Here is a 21,111-nt window from a genome sequence, read left to right as displayed (position 1 = left end):
AGCCTGCCCGGTGCGGGGCCCTCCCCGGCCGGTGCGCGACCCGGTGGGCCCGGCCGGCCCGGGCCGGCGAGCACGGGCCGGTAAGCCCGGTCGGCGCGCGACCCGGTGAGCACGGCTGGCGTGCGACCCGGCGCGCCCGCGCGATGCGGGCCGCTCCGCCCGGCCGGCGCGTTACCCGGCGCGCCCGCCCGCTGCGGGCCGCTCAGCCCAGCCGGCCCGCGACCCGGTGAGACCGGCCCGCGCGGGCCGGTCAGTCGCCGTGCCGGCTCCTGCCGCCGGCCCTCCCCCCGGCCACGGCCCCGTTCCCGCTCCCGTTCCCCTTCCCGTCCGCGCCCTCGCCCGTGTCGCCGTCCTCGTCCCGGGTGAAGCCGAACGGATCGGGCTGCTTGCGGGTGAGGTACACCGCGACGACGGCAGCCGCGATCATCAGCGGCACGTTGAAGGCGTACACCAGGGCCGCCTGGCGGGGCCAGTCCTGTTTCTGCGCCAGCCGGTAGAAGTTGTCCTGGGGCCACCAGGACATCAGCAGGTAGACCACCGCCAGATGGGCCGCGGTGGTGAGTCGGCGGGAGCGGCCCTGGGCGCGCATCCGGGACCGGCCCGCGACGAGGAAGAAGACCCCGGCCCCGAAGGACAGGCATTCGATGACGTAGAGGATCTGGAAGAAGCCCGCCCAGGGGCTGGGCACACCGGTGAGGTCGGTGGAGTAGGGCCAGAAGAAGTCGGTGAGGACGAAGGCCAGCACGGCCGGGACCAGTGTCAGGCAGCCCACCCCCAAACCGGTCGGGAACTCGCCCTCACCCGTGGCGGCGGCGTACTTGCCGCCGGTGGCCCGCGCGCGCATCGGCTCGACGGGCAGCGGCAGTCCGGCCCGGTGTTCCCGCCCCGCCCGGGTCCGGGGCAGGGTGCGCAGGGTGGCCGTCCCCCGGGGTATCTGTGCGTGGGGCAGCTTCCCCTTGAGGTAGTCGCGCAGGGCCGCGGTGTCCGGCAGGCCCGGCCCGGGGTCGCCGGCCGGCGGGAAGGCGGGCGGCGTGAGGTAGGCGACGAGCCGGCCGACGCCCTTGGTGTCGGGAACGGCGCGGACGAGGACCGAGCCGACCTCCTCGTGGCACCGGATGACGGACTCCACGCGGTGGGCGTCGATACGTCCCGTGGCGAGCGAGATGTCGTCCCGGTCGCGGCCGGCGTACTCCAGCAGCCCGTCGGCGCGCAGCACGCCGCGGTCGCCGGTGGGCAGGGCGTCGCCGCCTTCGGGCGGGGCGAGGTGGATCTCGCCGTCCCGGAGGTCCACCCGGCAGCCGGGGAAGGGCAGGCCGATCAGCGAGAGCCGCTCGGGGTGCTCCTCGGGGCGGGGCAGCTGGGCGAGTTCGAACCAGGTGCCGCACCCGGCCGTCTCGGTGGTGCCGTAGACGTTGAGCACGCGGGCGCCGGGCCGCAGCCGGGTCTGCAGCTCGCCCAGTTCGTCGAGGAAGAGGCGGTCGCCGGTGACCGTGAGCAGGCGCAGGCGCCCCAGCTCCGGGTCGGGGCGGCGCAGATCGGGCCGGCCGGGCGCGGGGGCCAGCAGCCGGACGGCGCCCGCCGGGTCGGTGTGCACGGCGGTGACCCGCTCGGCCGCCACGACGCGGCGGACCTCGTCGGCCCGCCAGGAGCCGCGCACGGGCAGTACCAGGGTGCCGCCGGAGCACAGTGCCCGGGTCCAGCCCGCGGCGAAGGCCGTGCCGTCGCAGGGGGCGGTGATCAGGTGGCGGTCGTCGCCGGTCAGCCGCGCCACCTCGGCCCAGCCCTCGTACGCGGCGAGCAGCCGGGCGTGGCCGAGGGGCACGGCGTGCGGCACCGCTCCCCCGCCGGTCAGCACCGCGGCGGTCGCCCCGGCCGCCGCCTCCCCCGCCGCCTCCCGCGCCACCGCCGGCGCCTGCTCCGGCCGGGCGGCGATCGCGGCCGCGTCGGTGTCCAGGCGGACCACGAGCCGGCCGGTGCCGTCGTCGAGGCGGGCCCCGTGGGCGCCATGGGTGAGGAGCGCGAACGGCTGGACGGCGAACAGCTGCTGGTGCGCGACACGGCCCGCCTCGGGGTCCACCAGCGCATAGGCTCCGCCGGCCTTCAGGACGGCGAGCAGGCCGATCAGGGTGTCCAGCGGCTGGGCCGCGGCCACGGCCACGGTCGCCCCGGCCGGTATCCCGGCGTCCAGCAGATGGTGCGCCAACTGGTTCGCCCGCGCGTCCAGTTGCCGGTAGCCGAGGCTGCGCGGTCCGGAGATGACGGCGCGCGCGTCGGGGGTGTCCCGGACCCACCACTCGAAGCGGGCCAGAACGGTGTCGGCGGTGCGGGGACCGGAGCGGTTGGACTCGGTTTCCTGCGTCATGTGCCGATGATGCCACCGGGCACTGACACACACGATGGTTACTCCTTCGTACGGGTGTTGGAGGAGCGGCTGCCCGAACGGCCCGCGTGGCGGCGGGAGATCGCGCTCCGCGGTGCCGCGTACCGCCCTCCCCGCCCTCCCCTTGACCTCAGGTTTGCTTGAGGTCCTAGCGTTCCGGTCATGGATATGGAAGTCACCGCCTGGACCTCGTTGCACAGCGCGATCACCGCGCAGAGCGACCGCCGCCCCCTGTCCCGCGCGAGTCTGCGCCGGGTCCTCTCCTTCGCCCGCCCCCACCGGCGCGGGCTCCTGCTGTTCCTGCTGCTCAGCGTGGTGGGCGCGCTGCTGGCGGTGGCCACCCCGGTGCTCGCGGCCCGGGTGGTCGACGCCATCGTGGCAGGCGGCGCCACCGGTACGGTCACCCGGCTGGCGTTGCTGATCGCCGTGATCGCGGTGGCCGAGGCGGGCCTGGGCCTGCTGACCCGGCGGCTGTCGGCCACCCTCGGCGAGGGCCTGATCCTGGACCTGCGGACGGCGGTCTTCGACCACGTCCAGCGGATGCCGGTGGCCTTCTTCACCCGCACCCGGACCGGCGCACTGGTCAGCCGGCTGAACAACGACGTGATCGGTGCTCAGCGGGCGTTCAGCAACACCCTGTCCGGCGTGGTCGCCAACCTCGTCACCCTGCTGCTGACCCTGACCGTCATGGTGAGCATCTCCTGGCAGATCACCGCCCTCGCGCTGGTGCTGCTGCCGGTGTTCGTCGTCCCGGCCCGCCGGATGGGTGCGCGGATGGCGGTGATGCAGCGCGAGGCGGCCGAACTCAACGCCGCGATGGGCACCCAGATGACCGAGCGGTTCTCGGCGCCGGGCGCGACGCTGGTGAAGCTCTTCGGCCGGCCCGCCGACGAGTCCGCCGAGTTCGCGGCGCGGGCCGCGCGGGTGCGCGACATCGGCATCCGCACCGCCATGGCCCAGTCGGCCTTCATCACCGCCCTCACGCTGGTCTCCGCGCTCGCGCTGGCCCTGGTCTACGGACTCGGCGGGTACTTCGCGCTGTGCGGCTCCCTCGACGCGGGCTCGGTGGTGGCGCTCGCCCTGCTGCTGACCCGGCTGTACGCCCCGCTGACGGCGCTCGCGGGCGCCCGCGTGGAGGTGATGAGCGCCCTGGTGAGCTTCGAGCGGGTCTTCGAGATCCTGGACCTGAAGCCGCTGATCGACCAGAAGCCGGACGCCCGGGAGGTGCCGCAGGGGCCGGTGTCCGTGGAGTTCGACGGCGTGTCGTTCGGCTACCCGGCCGCCGACAAGGTCTCGCTCGCCTCGCTGGAGGAGGTCGCGGTCCTCGACCCGCGCGGCGGTGCGCAGGTGCTGCACGACGTCTCGTTCCGGGCCGAGCCGGGGCAGATGGTCGCCCTGGTCGGCTCGTCCGGCGCCGGCAAGTCCACGATCGCGCAGCTGCTGCCGCGGCTGTACGACGCGGACGCGGGCGCGGTGCGCCTGGGCGGCGTCGACGTACGCGACCTCACCGCCGACTCGATCCGCGCGACCCTGGGCATGGTCACCCAGGACGGGCACCTCTTCCACGACTCCGTCCGTGCGAACCTGCTGCTGGCCCGGCCCGGGGCCACCGAGGAGGAGCTGTGGGAGGCGCTGCGCCGCTCCCGGCTGGAGGGGCTGGTGGCATCGCTGCCGGACGGGCTGGACACGGTGGTGGGCGAGCGCGGCTACCGGCTGTCGGGCGGTGAGCGGCAGCGGCTGACCATCGCCCGGCTGCTGCTGGCGCGCCAGCGGGTCGTCATCCTCGACGAGGCCACCGCCCACCTCGATTCCACGTCCGAGGCGGCCGTGCAGGAGGCGCTCGGCGAGGCGCTGGCCGGGCGTACGGCCGTGGTGATCGCGCACCGGCTGTCGACCGTGCAGGCCGCCGATCTGATCCTGGTCGTCGAGGAGGGCCGGATCGTGGAACGGGGCACGCACGCCCAACTGCTGGCGGCGGGCGGCCGCTACGAGGAGCTGTACCGGACCCAGTTCGCGAGCGGGGCGCCCGTACCGGGCGCATGATGGTGGCCATGGACATCAAGCTCGAGCTGGTCGCCGTACCCGTCACCGACATCGACCGGGCGAAGGCCTTCTACGAACAGGCCGGGTTCGTCTGCGACCACGACATCCCGGTCAGCGAGGACATCCGTTTCGTCCAGCTCACCCCGCCCGGGTCGGCGTGCTCCATCGCGCTGGGCAAGGGCATCACCGAGATGAGGCCCGGCTCGCTGGACAACATGCAGGCGGTCGTCACGGACATCGAGGCGGCGCACGCGGACCTCACGGAGCGGGGCATCGAGGTCAGCGAGATCGACGACCAGCCGTGGGGCTCGTTCGTCTACTTCGCCGACCCCGACGGCAACGGCTGGGCCCTGCAGCAGACCACCCCGCGGCCGGCGGCGGGCTGATCACGGCGGGCCGATCGCGGCAGGCTGGTCGCGGCGGGCCGGTCGCGGCAGGCTGGTCGCGGCGGTCAGCTCCCGAGGTGGTGCCGGGCCGCGGGCAGCAGGGCGTCCTCGCCGGGTCCGTCCAGCAGGTCCGCGGGTACGGCGTCCAGGGCGGCGTTCGGCGACAGCCACCAGTCGGCGACGCCCCACGGGTCCTGCCCGGCGCCGAGCAGCAGGTTCACCTCGCGGACCACGGGCCGGGGCCGCCCGCCGGCCGTGAACTGGAAGCTCGGCAGCTGGACGAACCCGCCGGTGCCGCGCAGCCGGATCAGGCCGGGCTCGTACGGGTCGCAGCCGCCTTCGAGGGCTTCGGCGTCACCGACGGCCGGTACGGCCAGCAGCCGGTCGCGGACCTCACCGAGGACCGGGCCGACCATGCGGTGGCCGTCGAGGACGAGGACCGCCAGGTCGTCGGCGACGAAGCCGAGGTGGCCCGCGGTGGGGGCGGTGGCGGTGGTGGCGAGCCGGCTCTCACCGGGGAACCGGTCGGGCAGCTGCTCCCCCAGCAACCGGGCGGCCAGCAGCGCGGCCCGCTCGGAGGCGTCTCCCTTGGCGAGTCGTAACGCGGCCAGGAGCAGCGCCAGTTGCCGCAGGGCGGTGGGGGCCAGCCGGGGCCTGAGTTCGTCCCATTCGGCGGCCGCGGCGGCTAGCCGCGCGTAGGGATTGGTCATCCCGGCAGGATCGCACCGCCCGTACGGGGCCTACAAGTCGGGCGCCGGACACTTCCGCGGCGAACCGGCCGGACAGGGGTGCCGGGGCACCGCCGACATCGACGAGGACAGCGAGGTACACCGGTGGACAACGGGCCGGTCATCGTGGTGATGGGTGTGTCGGGTACGGGAAAGACGACCGTCGGTCGCCTGCTCGCCGCCGCACTCGGCCTTCCCTACGCGGAGGGCGACGCCTTCCACCCGGCGGCGAACGTCGCGAAGATGGCGTCCGGCGTGCCGCTGGACGACGCCGACCGGTGGCCGTGGCTGGATGCCGTCGGTGCGTGGGCCCGCGTCGCCGCCGCCGAGGGAGGCGGGGTGGTGGCCGCCTCCTCCCTCAAGCGCGCGTACCGCGACCGGCTGCGGGCCGCCGCGCCCGGGGTGGTCTTCGTCCACCTGGCCGGTGACCGGGCGCTGATCGCCGGGCGGATGGCCGCCCGTACCGGGCACTTCATGCCCGCCACCCTGCTGGACTCGCAGTTCGCGACGCTCGAACCGCTCCAGGACGACGAACGCGGCGTCACCGTCGACGTCCGCGGCACCCCGCAGGACATCGCCCGCCGGGCCCGCGCCGCCCTCGCGGCGCTCCCCCCGTCCTCCCCCTGAGGAGCGTCGGGCCGGTGCCCCGCGGCCCCGTTCAGTTGCGCGGGCTCAGGTCCGCGAGCAGGGCGGCGACGTCCAGGCCCGTGGTCAGGTAGTCCTCGAACAGCTCGTTGTTCAGGGCCCACGGCGAGCGCTGCCGGCGGACCAGGTCGATGGCGTCCGCCGGCTCGCGGCCGGCGTCGATGAGGGTCTGGGCGACCACCAGGCCGGAGCGGTTGTAGCCCGAGTGGCAGCGCACGAGCGTGATCAGTCCCCCGTCCATCGCGGTCTTCACGGTACGGGCCAGGCGCTGGACGGTCCGGATCTGCAACGGGGTCAGCGGGCCGTCCGGGATCTCGCCGATGACGTGCTCGGTGTCGTACCCCGGACCGTGCCCGTCCAGGGTGAAGAGGCTGATCACGAGGTCGAACTCGGCCCCGACGACGGCCGGCTGGATCTCTCCGGAGGCATCGGTCCAGTAATGGCCCCCCATCCACAGCCCGGGGGCGATCTCGTTCCATGGCGACTGGGGGCCGGGTATGTCACGGTCCTGCCGGCGGGTCTTCTTCATCCTGCTGTCTCTGCCCATCGCCGCGTGCTGCCGGAGTGGTTGATTCACCATGCTAGAGGCGCCGGGGGTGTCCGGTGAACGAACGGATCGGATATGGCCGGGAGTTGATCACGCCGGATCGAAAGCGAGGGCCCGGAAGGCGTCGCGCAGGCCCGGGGTGTGCGTGAGCAGGACCGCCCAGCGTCCGCGGCGCGGCGAGAGCCACAGGGTGGGGCCCGTCGGGGCCGGGGCGCGCCAGATGTCCTCGCGGGGTCCGGTGCGCGGCGCCGGGTGCCACAGCAGGCCGCGGGAGGGGACGAGTTCGCCGGTACGGATGCGCAGCGAGTCCGCGATCCAGGCACGGCCGACGGGTCCGCGGCCGACGGCACCGTCCGCATCGCCCGCGCCTCCCGCAGCACCCCCAGCACCCGCACCACCCGCACCGCCCGCGCCTCCGTCGCTGTCCGATCCGCTCGCGCCGTCCCCACCCACCTGGGTGAGGTGCCGCAGGAAGCGGGTGAGGTCGTCCAGGGTGGTGTGGGTCAGGGTCGTGCCGGTCATGCCCAGCGGGCGCCAGACACGTACGGCGGCCAGGTCGGCGAGCGGCTCACCGGTCAGGTGCTCGGCGAGCGCGGCGAGGGTGGTCAGGGCGCCGTCGCCCGGACCGGTCAGCAGCTGGTGGGTGGTGGTCCCGGCGGGCGGGTGCTCACGGTCCCAGTACGCGCAGAGCGGGGTGTGCAGCGACAGGGCGCCCTCGTCGACGAGGGCCCCGATGACGGGCCAGAGGGCGAGGACGGCGGTCAGTCCGCCGACCTCGACGGGGGTGTCCTGACGGAACGGCCCTGCGGCCCCGGCGGCCCGGGTACCGTGGGCATCTCCGACGGCCCAGGCGGCGTCCGCGGACCCCAGCAGGTCGGCGAAGCGGTCGGTCTGCGTGGTCATGGAAACGGGACGTTAGCCGGGCGGGGTGCGGTTGCCCGGGCGCGCCGCCTCCGCGGGCGGGCGCGGCCACCCGAATGCCGCCCCGGCGGGTGTACGGGAGGCGGATGTGACGGACGTGGCGGACGTGACGGTGGCGGACGTGATGGTGGCGGATCCTGTGGTGATGGATGCGGTGCTGGAGGTCTCCGAGGACGGCGGCGAGCTGCTGGCGCTCGACGGCGGCATGACCCCGGCGGCGGTCGCGGCCGCGCTCGCGGTGATCGCCGACCACAACGACGCGGGACCCGGGGACCAGGACGGCGGTCTGGTCCGGCGGCTGCTGGCCGCCGACGGGCTGCTCGCCCCGGGCGGCGTACGCCTGCGCGACGTGGCCACCGGCGCCGTCATCCCGCCCTCCTGCTGCTTCGGCCTGGAGAGCTGGCGCGAATGGGCCGCGCTGGCCCAGGGGGAGGAACCGGTGTGGCTCGGGCACGGACCGGTGCCCGAGCTGGAGTTCACGGGCGAGCTGGTCCGGGTCTCCCACGGCGAGGTGTGCGTGGCGCTGCGCCAGGACCTGGTGCCGGACCTGCTGTACGACGTCCAGTCGCAGCTCATCGGCTTCCTGGCCCGGGTGGAGGAGTGGGGCGGCAGCGCGCTCGCGGGGGTGCTGGACGAGGCGTTCCAGGTGACCCGGGCCCCGTAGGCACGCGGGAACGACGCGCGGGGCGGGGCGACCGTGACCGGTCGCCCCGCCCCTGTGTGCGGTCGTGCTCGCTCGTCGGGCTAGTTCTGGTCGGGCCGGTCCGTCACCCGGAGGGTGTTGATCTGCGGCTTGCCGTATCGGCTGTGCGCGACGAAGCGGATGTTGAGGACGCCGTCGGTGACCGTGACCGTGTAGCTGCGGGTCAGGGCCGTGTACGAGCCCGCCTCCAGGGCGATGTCCAGGGAGGGCAGGACCTCCTTGCCCTCGGCCAGGACGTCGAAGACGCGCTTGTTCGGGCGGGCGGAGGCGACCTCGGCGAAGCCGAGCTCGACGGTGTACGTGCCGTTGGGCACGTTGTCGAAGCGGTACTCGTACATGCCCTCACGGGCGTTGCGGAACAGGCGCTGGTCGTCCGTGCCGGCGATGGCGCGCCCGGTGGACTTCACCGACGAGTTGCCCTGGTAGCCATAGGACCCGGCGGTGTACTTGCGGTCCGGGGACCAGCCGTCGCCCAGGGAGTCGGTGCTCGGGTGGTCGCCGCCCGCGTCGAGGGCCACCTGGTAGCGCGGCACGACGACCTTGACGGGGACGGAGCGGACCGGGGTACGGCCACTGGCCGAGCTGACCTTGAGGTCGGCGGTGAGCACCGTGCCCGGCTGCAGGCCCGCCGTGTCCACCTTCAGGGTCAGCGCCGCCCTGCCACCGGTCGGCAGTTCACCGGAGGCCGGGGTGACGGTCAGCCAGGGCGCGTCCTCGGCCACCGTGAACGCGGTGCCCAGGCCCGGGTTGGTGAGGTCCAGGGTGCGGGTGCGCAGCTGGTTCGGCGGCAGCACGACCTCCACGGCGGCGCTGGACGGGGTCACCTTGCCCGTGCGCAGGGACTGGCTGACGGCGGTGACGTCGGCCGCCTTCACCTCCACGGTGGTCTGCGCGGACTCGTACGCCGGGGCGCTCAGCGCGACCGGCAGCGAGCCCGAGGGGCTCTGGACGACGTAGCCGCCGTCCGCCGCGGTGGTGGTGGTGACCGCGCTCGCGCCGGTGCCGACCGTCACCGTGGCGCCGGCGACGCCGTTGCCGTCGTTGGCGTCGAGGACCTTGCCGGCGACCACACCGCTCTTGGTGGTGCGGAAGGAGATGGCGAGGCCGTCGGTGATGACGGGGGTGTTGAAGGAGTACTTGAAGGCGTCGGTGCCGGTGGCGTTCTCCACGCCGACGGTGGCGGTGGAGCCGCCCCGGATGCCGGTGCCTCCGGTGCCCTTGTAGTGGTAGGTGACCTTGCCGTCCTCACCGATGGCGGCGGAGAAGGAGAACTTCTCGCTCTGCGCCGACCAGTGGGCGACCTCGCGCCACTCGATCACGTAGGCCCGGTGCGGGGCGGTGCCGGTGACGGAGGTGAAGACGCCCGAGCCGCTGCCGGCCGCGCCGACGATCAGGTCGTCCCAGAACGGGTAGAGCGCGGCGTTCGGGGTGGCCGCCGACGGCAGGTCGCCGTTGATGTCACCGGTGTGGGCGCCGCCGAAGCTGACGGTGCCGTTGGTGCCGATCCAGGCCTGCCCGTACGTCTTGCCGTACAGCGGCAGCGGGAAGGGCAGGTCGACGCGCTCGGTGGTGTTGTCGCCGGTCAGCGCGAGCTGCCGGTCCCCGGCGGGGTACGGGCGGTCGCCGGCGGTGGCGCAGGCGTAGCCGTAGCCGTCGGTGCGCTCGGGCAGGACGACGGAGACGGTGGTGTCGCCGGCGACGGTCACGCTCGCGCTGCCGCCGGTGACACAGCGGGAGCTGTGTCCGGCCTGGACGGTGTACGTGCCGTGGGGCAGCGTGACCTCGAAGCGGCCGGCGGCGTCGGCGGTCGCCGTGACAGGGGTGTCGGCGATCGTGACGGTGGCGCCCGCGGCGGGCCCGGCGGCCGAGGTGACGGTGCCGGTGAGCTTGCCGGACGCGGCCTGGGTGAGGGTGAAGTCGGCGGTGGCGGTGGCCCCTTCGGCCACGGTGGCGGCACCGGCCTGCTGGCCGTAGCCGAACTTGGCGGCGGTCAGGGCGTAGTCGCCGACCGAGAGCGAGGGGAAGCGGTAGCTGCCGTCGGCCGCGGTGGTCGTCGTACGGTCGATGGGGCCGTCGGCGGTGACCTTGGCGCCCGCGACGGGCTGGTCGCCGGAGCGGACCGTGCCGGCGAGGGAGCCGATCGCGCCGCGCGGGGCGGCCTGGACGGCGGCGAGCGCGTCGAGCCGGCCCTCGCCGAAGACGTTGTTGTCGGCGGCGCTGCCGCCGCACTGGCCGTTGTCGGTGTCCTGGGCGGTGCCGTCGAGCAGCTGCTCGGTCTGGGCGATGTCGCCCTCGAGCGCGGGAGCGGCGGACCACATCAGGGCGACGGTCGCGGCGGTGTGCGGCGAGGCCATGGAGGTGCCGGAGAAGGACCCGTAGCCGCCGTTGCGCACGGAGGAGCGCACGTTGACCCCGGGTGCGGCGATGTTGGGCTTGACGATGCCGCCGGGGCCCGCGCCGCGCGAGGAGAACGAGGCGATCGTGTTGTTGATGTCGAAGGCGCCGGAGCTGTAGGAGCCGGCGTAGTCGCCGGGCGAGCCGCTGGTGGCGCAGCCGGGGCCGGAGTTGCCGTTGGAGAACGCCGGGAAGATGCCGGCGGCGCGCCAGGCGTCGACGATCTGCTGGTACCAGTCGTCGTGGACCGCGCTGCCCCAGGAGTTGTTGACGATGTGCGGGGCGAGGTCGGGCCGCGGGTTCTGGCCGGCGAGGTCGGTCGGGGCGACGATCCACTGGCCGGAGGCGAGCAGCGAGGCCTCGGAGCAGGAGCTGGTCTCGCAGCCCTTGGCGGCGATCCACGTGGCGCCGGGCGCGACACCGATCTTGTTGGCGCCGCCGTCGTCACCGACCATCGTGCCCATGGTGTGGGTGCCGTGGTCGTTGTTGTCGCAGGGCGCGGCGCCCGAGCAGACACCGCCCGGGTCGAACCAGTTGTAGTTGTGGTCGTACGAGCCGTCGGCGCTCTTGCCCCGGTACTGGTTGTTGACGGCCGGGTGCAGGTGGTCGACGCCGCTGTCGATGTTGGCGACGACGATGCCCTCGCCGCGCACCCCGAGCTGCTCCCACACCTGGGGCGCCTTGACGCGGTCGATGTTCCACTCGACGGCGTCGGTGGCGGCCTCCCGCCTGCCCTCGGCGGGCTTGGGCAGGCTCACCTTGTCGTCGGCGTCGATGCGGGCGACCTCGGAGCGCTGCGCGAGGCTGGTCGCGAGCTTGCTGCCGCCGACGACGCGCACCGCGTTGACGATCCAGTACGAGGTGTACTCGGCCTTGGCCCCGTCGAGGGCCTTGAGCAGCTCGGCCTGGGTGCGGGTGGCGTGGTCCCGCTTGGCCCGGTAGACCGCTTCCGCCTTGCCCGCCCGGCTCTGCTGCCGGCCCGCGGCGGTGAGGTCGGCGGCGCTGTCGAGGTAGACCCAGAAGGCCGCCTTGTCCTTGCCGTCGTCGAGCTGGGCGCGGAGCTTGGGTTCGATCTTCCGTTCGGCCGGGGTGGGACCGGGGTCCGGTGCCGCGGCGGCGACGCCGGCCCCCAGGGGGAGCAGCAGGAGCGAGGTGAGGGCGGCGAGCGCCGCGCGTAACGGTCTGTTCGGTTGGGCCACGTGGGGTCTCCTCGTACGACGTGTGCAGGTTGTGCGGGAATGACGAGCGTGACGTGCGCGCGTCATGTTCATTCGGTCGCCATGTCCGCGACAAGAGTGCATTCCACGCCGCCGGGTGGCTCTTTTCGGCCGGGACGGCCAGCCTGGGGGCATGGAGACGCCCGAGGTCCGGCTCGCGACCGCGCGCGGCCGGTGGATCCTGTTCGCCACCGTGCTCGGCTCGACCATGGCGATGCTGGACTCGACCGTCGTCAACGTCGCGCTGCCGCAGATCGGCCTGGACCTGGACGCCGACCTGGCGGTCCTGCAATGGACCGTCAACGCCTATCTGCTGACGCTGGCCGGACTGATCCTGGTCGGCGGGGCCCTCAGCGACCGCTACGGGCGCCGGCGGATCTTCGTCGTGGGCGTGGTGTGGTTCGCCGTCGGGTCGCTGCTGTGCGGGCTCGCGCCGAACGCCGGGGTGCTGATCGCGGCACGCGCGCTGCAGGGCGTCGGCGGAGCACTGCTCACCCCCGGGTCGCTGGCCATCATCCAGGGGTCGATCCACCCCGACGACCGGGGGCGGGCGGTGGGACTGTGGTCGGGGCTGGGCGGCGTGGGCGCGGCGGTGGGCCCCTTCCTCGGGGGCTGGCTGGTGGACGGGCCGGGCTGGCGCTGGGTGTTCCTGCTGAACGTGCCGCTGGCGGCGGTGTGCGCGCCCGTGGCGTTGCGCCATGTGCCGGAGTCCCGGGATCCGCAGGCGGCGGGCCGGTTCGACGTGGCGGGCGCGGTGCTGGGGGCCACCTCGCTGGGCCTGGTGACGTACGCGCTGATCGAGGCCCGGTCGGGGTCGCCGTGGGTGATCACGGCGGGGGTGCTGGGGCTGGTGCTGGCGGCGGTGTTCGTGGTGGTCGAGCGGCGCCGGGCCGAGCCGATGGTCCCGCCCGACATCTTCGCCTCGCGGCAGTTCACGGCCGTCAACCTGGTCACGCTGTGCGTGTACGCGGCCTTCGGCGGCTTCTTCTTCCTGGTGGTGCTCCAGCTCCAGGTGGTCTGCGGCTACTCGGCACTGGCGGCCGGGGCCGCGCTGCTGCCGACCACCCTGCTGATGCTGACGCTCTCCGCCCGCTCGGGCGAGCTCGGCGAGCGGATCGGTCCGCGCATCCCGCTGACCGTCGGCCCCCTGCTGTGCGCCGCCGGGATGCTGCTGATGCTCCGGGTCGGGCCGCAGGCCTCGTACGGGAGGGACGTCCTGCCGGCGCTGGTGGTGCTGGGGCTGGGCATGGTGGCCCTGGTGGCGCCCCTGACCTCGACCGTCCTGGCCTCGGTGGACCCGGGACGGGCGGGACTGGCCAGCGGGATCAACAACGCGGCGGCCCGCGCGGCCGGACTGCTGGCGGTGGCGGCGCTGCCGCTGCTGGCGGGGATGGGGCCGGAGGCCTACCGCTCGGCCACCCAGTTCGACGCCGCGTTCGGGCGGGCCATGCCGTGGTGTGCCGGGGTGCTGGTGCTGGGCGCGGCGCTCGCCTGGGCGACCATCCGCACCCCCGCGCCGGACGAGCCGCACCCGCACGCGCAGTGCCGGACCCAGTGCGGCGTGACCGGCCCGGCGCTGGAGCCCGGGGAACCCTGGGGACCAGAACGCCTTGACTGAAATTTCAGTCAGTGTCAGGGTGGTGGCACCCCCTCGCCCGCCTCCCTCCCCAGGAGATCCCCATGAACACCAGCCGCCGCACCGTGCTGCGCACCGCGAGCGCCGGGGCCGCCGGCCTGGCCCTGGGCGGCTTCGCGTACTCCGCCGAGGCCCGTCCGGCGCAGGGCTCCGCCCGCCCCACCGTGCCCGCCGACGAGGTGCCGCACCTGCGCACCTGGATGGCCTGGCCGTCCTCCCGCGGCATCTGGGGATCCGACCTCGCCGGGATCCAGCAGGACATCGCACTGATCGCGCGTACGGTGGCCCGCTACGAGCCGGTGGTGATGTGCGCGGCCGACGAGAGCGCCGCCGCCACCGCCCGGGCCCGCTGCGGGCCGGGCGTCACCGTGCTGTCGACCATCCCCGTGGACGACCTCTGGATGCGCGACACCGCACCGGTCTTCCGCCGCGACGGCGCGGGCGGCATCGACGCGCTCGGCCTGGACTTCAACGGCTGGGGCCGCAAGCAGACCCACCGCAAGGACGCCGACGTGGCCCGGCGGCTGGCCGCCCGGGAGCAGCTGCGCTTCACCACCGCCGACCTGGTCGGCGAGGGCGGCGCCGTCGAGACCGACGGCGACGGCACCCTGATGGCCACCGAGTCCAGCCTGGTCGACAAGAACCGCAACCCCGGCATGAGCCGGTCCCGGATCGAGGAGCGGCTGCTGGCGGCCTACGGCGCCGACAAGATGATCTGGGCGCCCGGCATCAGGGGCCAGGACATCACCGACGACCACATCGACGTGACCTCCCGGTTCGTCCGGCCCGGCGTGGTCATGGTGCAGGTGCCGCCCGCCGACCGGACCGACGTCTGGGCCCGCGACGCCCGCCGGCAGCTGGCGATCCTGTCCGCCGCCACCGACGCCCGGGGGCGGCGCCTGACGGTGCTGCGCGTGGACGGCCCCGACACCGTCCGCTCCGACAACCCCGACTTCGTGGACTCCTACCTCAACTTCCACCTGGTCAACGGCGCGGTGATCACCGCCCAGTTCGGCGACCGCGCCAAGGACGCGGGCGCGAAGCAGGCGCTGGCCGCCGCGTTCCCCGGCCGCGAGGTGGTCCAGCTGGACGTGGACCGGCTGATGGCCGGCGGCGGGGGCGTCCACTGCTCGACGATGCAGCAGCCGGCCGCCACGCCCTGACCGGCGTCACTGCCTGCTGGCGCCGAGGACGAAGAGCAGGTAGACGAAGAAGGCGAAGAGGTGGCCCACGAACAGGTAGGCGATCAGCCGGATGACCAGGCCGCGCGGGAACTTCGACTCGATGCGCCGGCGCACGGAAGGGGCTTCCTCGGACATGTTCTCTCCCTCGGTGGTGGTGGCCCGGTGATGGGCGTGCGGGCTCACGGACGGATGCCGGCGCCACCGCCGGCGCCGCCCAGGCACAGCCCGGCGAGACTGCTCTGCAGCAGGGTGTGGACGAACAGGAGGTCGGCCCCGCCGGCGGTGGCCGCCCCGATGCGGTGCGGCGTGGCCGAGTCGAAGTGCGCGCTGTCGCCCGGCTCCAGGAGGTACTCGGCCTCCCCCAGGTGCAGCCGCAGCCGGCCCTTGAGGACGTACAGCCACTCCTCGCCCGGGTGGACGCGGACCAGCTCCGCCGGACCGGGCGTGTACGGCACGTGCACGCGCAGGGCCTGCATGCCGCGCCCCGAACCGCCGGCCTGCCAGTACGTCCAGCCGTCGGCCTCGCGGGCCCCCGGGCCCCCGGCCCGTACGATGGGATCGGCGACCGCCGGGGTCTCCCCCAGCAGTTCGGAGACCGTCGTACCGTAGGTGCGGGCGAGGCCCAGGAGCAGGGGCAGCGATGGCTGGCGCTGCCCGGTCTCCAGGCGGGAGAGATGGGCGGGCGAGAGCCGGGCCCGCGCGGCGGCGGCCTCCAGGGTCAGTCCGGCGCGACGGCGCAGGTCGCGCAGTTGCGGGGCCACCGCGGGCAGGTCGTCGGCCGCGTCGTCGGGGCCGGGGGCAGGACCGGTGTTCATGCTCCGATTGAGCCAGAGTCTTGCCTGACTGGCAATCTTCCTTGCCTCTGAGGCAAAACCCGGGGGGTCACTCACTCCTCAAGCGCCACGGGCCCCTGCGGCCCCTCGAGCCCCTCCGGCCCCTCGGGCTTCTCCGGTCCCCGCGGTGCCCAGCACCGTCTCCACCGTGTCCGCCTCCGCCGCCGTCTTGTCCGGGCGGTGCCGCAGCACCCGCGCGAACCGCAGCGCGACCCCGGCCGGGTAGCGCGGGGAACGCTGCAGGCCGTCGAACGCGATCTCCACCACCAGCTCCGGCCGCACCCGTACGGTGAAGCCGTCGTCGTCGGTCGCCAGCCCGCCCAGCCGCACGGTCTGCCAGCGCAGCATCTCGTCGGTGAGCCCCTTGAAGGTCTTGCCGAGCATCGCGTACGTGCCGTCGGCGGCCCGTGCCCCCAGGTGCAGGTTGGACAGCAGCCCGGTGCGCCGCCCGTGGCCCCACTCGGCGGCCAGTACGACGAGGTCCAGGGTGCGCACCGGCTTGACCTTGAGCCAGTGCTTGCCGCGCCGGCCCGCCGCGTACACCGAGTCCAGCCCCTTGACCATGACCCCTTCGTGGCCGCGCCGCAGGGTCTCGGCCCAGAACCGCTCGGCCTCCTCCCGCTGCGCCCGCGGGTCCTCGACCACGAGCCGGCGCACCCGGGCCTCCTCGGGCACCAGGCGGGCCAGCGCCGCGTACCGCAGGCGGACCGGCAGGTCGAGCAGGACCTCGCCGTCGGCGGCCAGGACGTCGAAGAAGTACGGCGTGGCGGCCAGCGTCCGGCGGGCCGCCGCCACGTCGGTCCGCGAGCCGACCCGGCTCGCGACCGCCTGGAAGGGGACGGGACGCCCGTCAGGACCCACGCCGACGACCTCGCCGTCGAGGATGAACCGGTCGCCCGGCAGTGCCCGGGCCAGCTCGGTGACCTCGGGCAGCCGGTCGGTGATCTCGTCCAGGGACCGCGTGTGGACCCGTACCTCGTCGCCGTCGCGGTGCACCTGGATCCGGATGCCGTCCAGCTTCTCCTCCACGGCGCACGGCCCGAGCGCCGCCAGCGCCTCGGCCACCGACTTCGCCGTGCCGGCCAGCATGGGCTGCACCGGCCGCCCCACCTGCAGGGTGAAGCCGCCCAGCGCCGGGCCGCCCCCGGCCAGGACGGCCGGTGCCACGCGGGCCAGCGAGCCGTCGAGCATCACCGCCCGGCGCAGCGCGGCGGCCGGCACCCCGGCGGCCGCGGCCACGCCCTCCAGGGCCACCGCGTCCAGCGCCCCCTGGCGGACCTCGCCGGAGAGCAGGGAGCGCAGGAAGCGCTGCTCGTCCGCCGTCGCCGCGCCGAGCAGCCCGGCCACGATCCGGCGCCGCTCCCCCTGCGCTCCGGTGCCGGAGACCGACGCGAGCGCGGTGACCGCCTCGTCCACGGCCGGTACGGTCAGCGCCGGCCGCGGCGCCGGCGGGACCTCGTCGGCCAGGGTCCGCCAGCCGATGCCGGGCCGGCCCTGGGGCAGCCGCCCGGCCAGGTAGGAGATGACCAGGCCGGCCTCGTCGGGCGGCGCGGCCGCGAACAGCTCCGCGAGCAGGGCGACCTTGCGCGACCGGGCGGAGGTGCCGGCGACCTCCCGGGACACGCGTGCGACCTCGGCCAGCAGCATGCGGCCATCCTCGCTCCCGGCGCCCCGGGGCGCAGGTCGGGCGAGGCGCCCCGCACGGTGTCCCGCGCACTGTGGGCGGTGATCCCGCATGCCCGGGGCGGTGTACCGCACGTGCGGTACGTCCGGGCGGCGGCGTAGTCCTTGAGAAGGTGCGGAGTTCCGCCTGGAGGCTATCGGGCCGGGGCGGCCGGTCCGATTAGGGTCGTCGTATGAAGCTCCGACTGCCCAGGCGCCGGCGCGGCCGCCTCCTCGCCGGCGCGGCCGTGCTCGCCGTCGTCGCGGGGGCCGGCACCTGGACCGCCGCCGCGTCCGGCGAACCGCCGCCCGTACACCGCAAGGACACCGTGCTGGAGATGCCCGGCGCGGCCATCGACACCTCGTACTTCACCGCGCCGGGCGCGGGGGAACGGCCCGCCGTGCTCCTCGCCCACGGCTTCGGCGGCAGCAAGGAGGACCTGCGCGAGTACGCCGAAGACCTCGCGCGCGACGGGTACGCCGTGCTGACCTGGTCCGCGCGCGGGTTCGGCCGCTCGGGCGGCCGGATCGGGCTGAACGATCCCGAGGCCGAGGTCAAGGACGTCTCGCGGCTCATCGACTGGCTGGCGAAGCAGCCCGGCGTACGGCTCGACGCGGACGGCGATCCCCGGGTGGGCATGGCCGGCGGCTCCTACGGCGGGGCGATCTCGCTGCTGGCCGCCGGGTACGACCGGCGGGTGGACGCGATCGCTCCGCAGATCACGTACTGGAACCTCGCGGACGCGCTGTTCCCGAACGGCGTGTTCAAGAAGCTGTGGGCCGGGGTGTTCTTCACCAGCGGATCGGCCGGTGGGCTCGGGCTCACCGGTCCGGGCGCGGCCGCTGCCGGATCCGGTGCTGCTGCGGCGGACGCCGGCCCCGCGGCGGCGCCCGGCTGCGGACGGTTCCAGCCCGAGCTGTGCGCCATGTACGAGCGGGTGGCCGTGGCCGGCGCACCGGACCCGCAGGCCCGGGAACTGCTGGAACGGCGCAGCCCCTCGGCGGTCGGTGACCGCATCAAGGTGCCGACGCTGATCGTCCAGGGCCAGAGCGACTCCCTCTTCCCGCTGGACCAGTCCGACGCCATGGCCAAGGCCATCGCCGCGAACGGGGCGCCGGTCGCGGTGGACTGGACGGCGGGCGGCCACGACGGCGGCATCACCGAGACCGGTCGGCTCCAGGACCGGACCACCGCCTGGTTCGACCGCTACCTCAAGGGCGACGAGAGCGTGGACACCGGTCCGGCCTTCCGGGTCGCGCGCACCGGTGGCATCGATTCCACCGACGGCGAGATCACACTGCGCGGCGCGAGCTCCGACCGCTATCCGGGGCTGTCCGCCGGGCCGCGGGAGATCGCGCTGAGCGGCCGCGAGCAGAGCTTCGCCAATCCGCCGGGCGGCGCGCCGCCCGCGCTGTCCGCGCTGCCGGGGATCGGCGGCCGGCTCTCGGCGCTGGGCGCCGGGTTCGCGCTGGACTTCCCCGGCCAGTTCGCCCGCTTCGACTCGGCCCCCCTCGACAGCACCCTGCGCGTCACGGGCGCCCCGACCGTCACCCTGAAGGTGAGGTCGACGGCTGCCGACGGCTCGGCGGTGCTGTTCGGCAAGGTGTACGACGTGGGGCCCGACGGGGGCCAGCAGGTGCTCCCCCGTCAGCTGGTCGCACCGGTCCGCGTGGAGAACGCGGGCGCGGGCACCACCGTGAAGCTCACCCTGCCCGCCATCGACCACGAGGTGCAGGCCGGCCACCGGCTGCGGCTGGTGGTCTCGGCCACCGACCTCGGCTACGCCACCCCGGCGGCCCCCGCGACGTACACGGTCGACGTCACGAGCACGCTCGTGGTGCCGGTCGCCGACGACGTGACGACGGCCTCGGCCGGGCTGCCCGCCTGGACGTGGGGGCTGCCGCTGGGCGCCGCGGCCCTGGCGGCCGGGCTGCTGCTCGTCCGCAGGCGCGGCGGCGCGGCCGGGGCCGGGTCCGGGGCCGGCGAGCGCGCCCCGGAGCCGGACGGCGCGCGGGACGACGTACCGCTGGAGATCAGTGGACTGACCAAGCGGTACGCGAAGGCGCAGGACCGGTACGCGGTACGGGACCTGTCGTTCCGGGTGGAGAAGGGGCAGGTGCTGGGCCTGCTCGGACCCAACGGCGCCGGCAAGACCACCACCCTGCGGATGCTGATGGGCCTGATCACGCCGGACGCCGGCGAGATCCGGGTGTTCGGGCACCCGGTGCGGCCCGGAGCGCCGGTGCTGTCGCGGGTCGGGGCCTTCGTGGAGGGTGCCGGCTTCCTGCCGCACCTGTCGGGGCGCGCCAACCTGGAGCTGTACTGGCAGGCGACCGGCCGGCCGGCGCAGGACTCGCACATGGCCGAGGCGCTGGAGATCGCCGGGCTCGGCGACGCGCTGGAACGGGCGGTGCGCACGTACTCGCAGGGCATGCGGCAGCGGCTCGCGATCGCGCAGGCGATGCTCGGGATGCCGGACCTGCTGATCCTGGACGAGCCGACGAACGGTCTGGACCCGCCGCAGATCCGCGAGATGCGGGACGTGATGATCCGGTACGCGGCCGGCGGCCGGACGGTGATCGTCTCCAGCCACCTGCTGTCGGAGGTCGAGCAGTCCTGCACGCACCTGGTGGTCATGGACCGCGGGCGGAAGGTGGCCGCGGGCCCGGTCGCGGAGATCACCGGGGGTGGCGACACGCTGCTGGTCACCCTGGCCGGGGGCGCGGTCGGCGAGGTGGCGCTGGAGAAGATCGCGGCGCTGGAGGGCGTCGGGTCGGTGGTGGCGGCCGACGACGGACTGCTGGTCCGGCTGGAGGGCGCCTCGGCCACCGAACTGATCGCGGAACTCGTACGGCTGGAGGTGCCGGTGACCGGTGTGGGACCGCACCGCCGGCTGGAGGACGCGTTCCTCACCCTGATCGGAGGCTCGGCATGACGGCGCTGGACACGGCTCCCGGATACAGCCCGGGGCGGACGCTGCCGCTGCGCGTGGAGGCGCTGCGGCAGTGGCGCCGGCGGCGGACGCTGGTGATGGGCGGGATCCTGGCGGCCCTGCCGTTCGTCCTGATCGTCGCGTTCGCGGTGGGTGGCGGCCCCGACGGCGGCCCGGACGGCGGCAACCGGATCACGCTGATCGACACGGCGACGGCGTCGGGCGCGAACTTCGCGGCGACCTGTCTGTTCGTCTCGGCGGGCTTCCTGCTGGTGATCCCGGTGGCGCTGTTCTGCGGTGACACGGTGGCGTCCGAGGCGAGCTGGTCCTCGCTGCGCTACCTGCTGGCCTCGCCGGTGCCGCGCGCGCGGCTGCTGTGGAGCAAGCTGGTGGTGGCGCTCGGGTTCAGCCTGGCGGCGATGGTGCTGCTGCCGGTGGTCGCGCTGGCGGCCGGCACCGTCGCGTACGGCTGGGGGCCGCTGAAGCTGCCGACGGGCGGCGAACTGGCGGCCGGGGACACCGTGGGACGGCTCGCGCTGGTGGTGGCGTACATCTTCGTGTCGCAGCTGGTGACGGCCGGGCTGGCGTTCTGGCTGTCGACGCGGACGGACGCGCCGCTGGGCGCCGTCGGTGGCGCGGTGGGGCTGACGATCGTCGGCAACGTGCTGGACGCGGTGACCGCGCTCGGCGACTGGCGCGATTTCCTGCCCGCGCACTGGCAGTTCGCCTGGGCCGACGCGCTCCAGCCACAGCTGGAGTGGGGCGGCATGATCAAGGGCACGGCGGTGTCGGTCAGTTACGCGCTGGTGCTGTTCGCGCTCGCCTTCCGGGGGTTCTCCCGCAAGGACATCGTGTCCTGACGGGAGAACCCCGGGCGGTGCCCGGGACGGCGGGCCCGG

General features: G+C 74.6%; 16 protein-coding genes. 8 read left to right on the top strand and 8 right to left on the bottom strand.

Annotated elements, in window-relative coordinates; genetic code table 11:
- Positions 1–250: 250 nt before the first annotated feature.
- Positions 251–2,362, bottom strand: a complete 2,112-nt coding sequence (locus ACIPXB_RS02810) for an AMP-binding protein (RefSeq protein ID WP_401443637.1) — start codon at positions 2,360–2,362, stop codon at positions 251–253.
- Positions 2,363–2,542: 180 nt separating this feature from the next.
- Here ACIPXB_RS02810 and ACIPXB_RS02805 point away from each other — a divergent pair, with 180 nt between their 5' ends.
- Both ACIPXB_RS02805 and ACIPXB_RS02800 read left to right on the top strand, forming a co-directional pair.
- A complete protein-coding gene (locus ACIPXB_RS02805) occupies positions 2,543–4,423 on the top strand; it encodes an ABC transporter ATP-binding protein (RefSeq protein WP_401443634.1) in 1,881 nt (626 codons plus the stop codon).
- An 8-nt stretch (positions 4,424–4,431) separates the two neighbouring features.
- Positions 4,432–4,809 carry a VOC family protein gene (locus ACIPXB_RS02800; protein WP_401443632.1) on the top strand — a complete coding sequence of 126 codons (378 nt, stop codon included), beginning with the start codon at positions 4,432–4,434 and terminating at the stop codon, positions 4,807–4,809.
- Positions 4,810–4,874: 65 nt separating this feature from the next.
- Here ACIPXB_RS02800 and ACIPXB_RS02795 read toward each other — a convergent pair whose 3' ends face one another.
- Complete coding sequence (locus tag ACIPXB_RS02795) at positions 4,875–5,519, bottom strand: hypothetical protein (RefSeq protein ID WP_401443630.1); 645 nt, start codon at positions 5,517–5,519, stop codon at positions 4,875–4,877.
- 150 nt (positions 5,520–5,669) lie between these two features.
- On the opposite strand from ACIPXB_RS02795, the gene ACIPXB_RS02790 reads away from it, so the two are divergent.
- Positions 5,670–6,164, top strand: a complete 495-nt coding sequence (locus ACIPXB_RS02790) for a gluconokinase (RefSeq protein ID WP_401444407.1) — start codon at positions 5,670–5,672, stop codon at positions 6,162–6,164.
- Between the two features lie 31 nt (positions 6,165–6,195).
- On the opposite strand, the gene ACIPXB_RS02785 is transcribed toward ACIPXB_RS02790, so the two are convergent.
- Positions 6,196–6,711 (bottom strand): protein phosphatase, encoded by a 516-nt coding sequence (locus ACIPXB_RS02785; protein ID WP_401443628.1) that lies wholly within the window; start codon positions 6,709–6,711, stop codon positions 6,196–6,198.
- 108 nt (positions 6,712–6,819) lie between these two features.
- Entirely contained in the window at positions 6,820–7,632 is an 813-nt protein-coding gene (locus tag ACIPXB_RS02780) for a hypothetical protein (RefSeq protein WP_401443626.1), read from the bottom strand.
- A gap of 106 nt (positions 7,633–7,738) precedes the next feature.
- On the opposite strand from ACIPXB_RS02780, the gene ACIPXB_RS02775 reads away from it, so the two are divergent.
- Positions 7,739–8,314, top strand: coding sequence for a hypothetical protein (locus ACIPXB_RS02775; protein ID WP_401443624.1), 576 nt, complete (start codon positions 7,739–7,741; stop codon positions 8,312–8,314).
- Positions 8,315–8,394: 80 nt separating this feature from the next.
- On the opposite strand, the gene ACIPXB_RS02770 is transcribed toward ACIPXB_RS02775, so the two are convergent.
- Positions 8,395–11,946: a S8 family serine peptidase gene (locus ACIPXB_RS02770; protein ID WP_401443621.1), complete on the bottom strand. Its 3,552-nt coding sequence runs from the start codon at positions 11,944–11,946 to the stop codon at positions 8,395–8,397.
- 151 nt (positions 11,947–12,097) lie between these two features.
- On the opposite strand from ACIPXB_RS02770, the gene ACIPXB_RS02765 reads away from it, so the two are divergent.
- Together ACIPXB_RS02765 and ACIPXB_RS02760 are read left to right on the top strand one after the other, a co-directional pair.
- Positions 12,098–13,582 carry an MFS transporter gene (locus ACIPXB_RS02765; RefSeq protein WP_401443619.1) on the top strand — a complete coding sequence of 495 codons (1,485 nt, stop codon included), beginning with the start codon at positions 12,098–12,100 and terminating at the stop codon, positions 13,580–13,582.
- Positions 13,583–13,644: 62 nt separating this feature from the next.
- The gene (locus ACIPXB_RS02760; RefSeq protein ID WP_401443617.1) at positions 13,645–14,763 is read left to right on the top strand and encodes an agmatine/peptidylarginine deiminase; all 1,119 of its coding nucleotides are present in this window, start codon (positions 13,645–13,647) and stop codon (positions 14,761–14,763) included.
- Positions 14,764–14,769: 6 nt separating this feature from the next.
- Here the strand turns inward: ACIPXB_RS02760 and ACIPXB_RS02755 are convergent, their stop codons facing one another.
- From ACIPXB_RS02755 to ACIPXB_RS02745, 3 genes are all read right to left on the bottom strand, one after another.
- Complete coding sequence (locus ACIPXB_RS02755) at positions 14,770–14,919, bottom strand: DUF6126 family protein (RefSeq protein WP_401443614.1); 150 nt, start codon at positions 14,917–14,919, stop codon at positions 14,770–14,772.
- A 44-nt stretch (positions 14,920–14,963) separates the two neighbouring features.
- Positions 14,964–15,599: a helix-turn-helix domain-containing protein gene (locus ACIPXB_RS02750; RefSeq protein ID WP_401443611.1), complete on the bottom strand. Its 636-nt coding sequence runs from the start codon at positions 15,597–15,599 to the stop codon at positions 14,964–14,966.
- Positions 15,600–15,677: 78 nt separating this feature from the next.
- The gene (locus ACIPXB_RS02745; RefSeq protein ID WP_401443608.1) at positions 15,678–17,264 is read right to left on the bottom strand and encodes an ATP-dependent DNA ligase; all 1,587 of its coding nucleotides are present in this window, start codon (positions 17,262–17,264) and stop codon (positions 15,678–15,680) included.
- Positions 17,265–17,473: 209 nt separating this feature from the next.
- Here ACIPXB_RS02745 and ACIPXB_RS02740 point away from each other — a divergent pair, with 209 nt between their 5' ends.
- Positions 17,474–20,215 carry an alpha/beta fold hydrolase gene (locus tag ACIPXB_RS02740; protein WP_401443605.1) on the top strand — a complete coding sequence of 914 codons (2,742 nt, stop codon included), beginning with the start codon at positions 17,474–17,476 and terminating at the stop codon, positions 20,213–20,215.
- A complete protein-coding gene (locus ACIPXB_RS02735; protein WP_401443603.1) occupies positions 20,212–21,072 on the top strand; it encodes an ABC transporter permease in 861 nt (286 codons plus the stop codon). Before ACIPXB_RS02740 ends, ACIPXB_RS02735 begins: the two co-directional genes overlap by 4 nt.
- Positions 21,073–21,111 lie beyond the last annotated feature (39 nt).

The organism is Streptomyces sp. NPDC090022 (assembly GCF_044748145.1).
Classification (GTDB): domain Bacteria; phylum Actinomycetota; class Actinomycetes; order Streptomycetales; family Streptomycetaceae; genus Streptomyces.
This window is presented reverse-complemented; position numbering and strand designations above follow the sequence as displayed.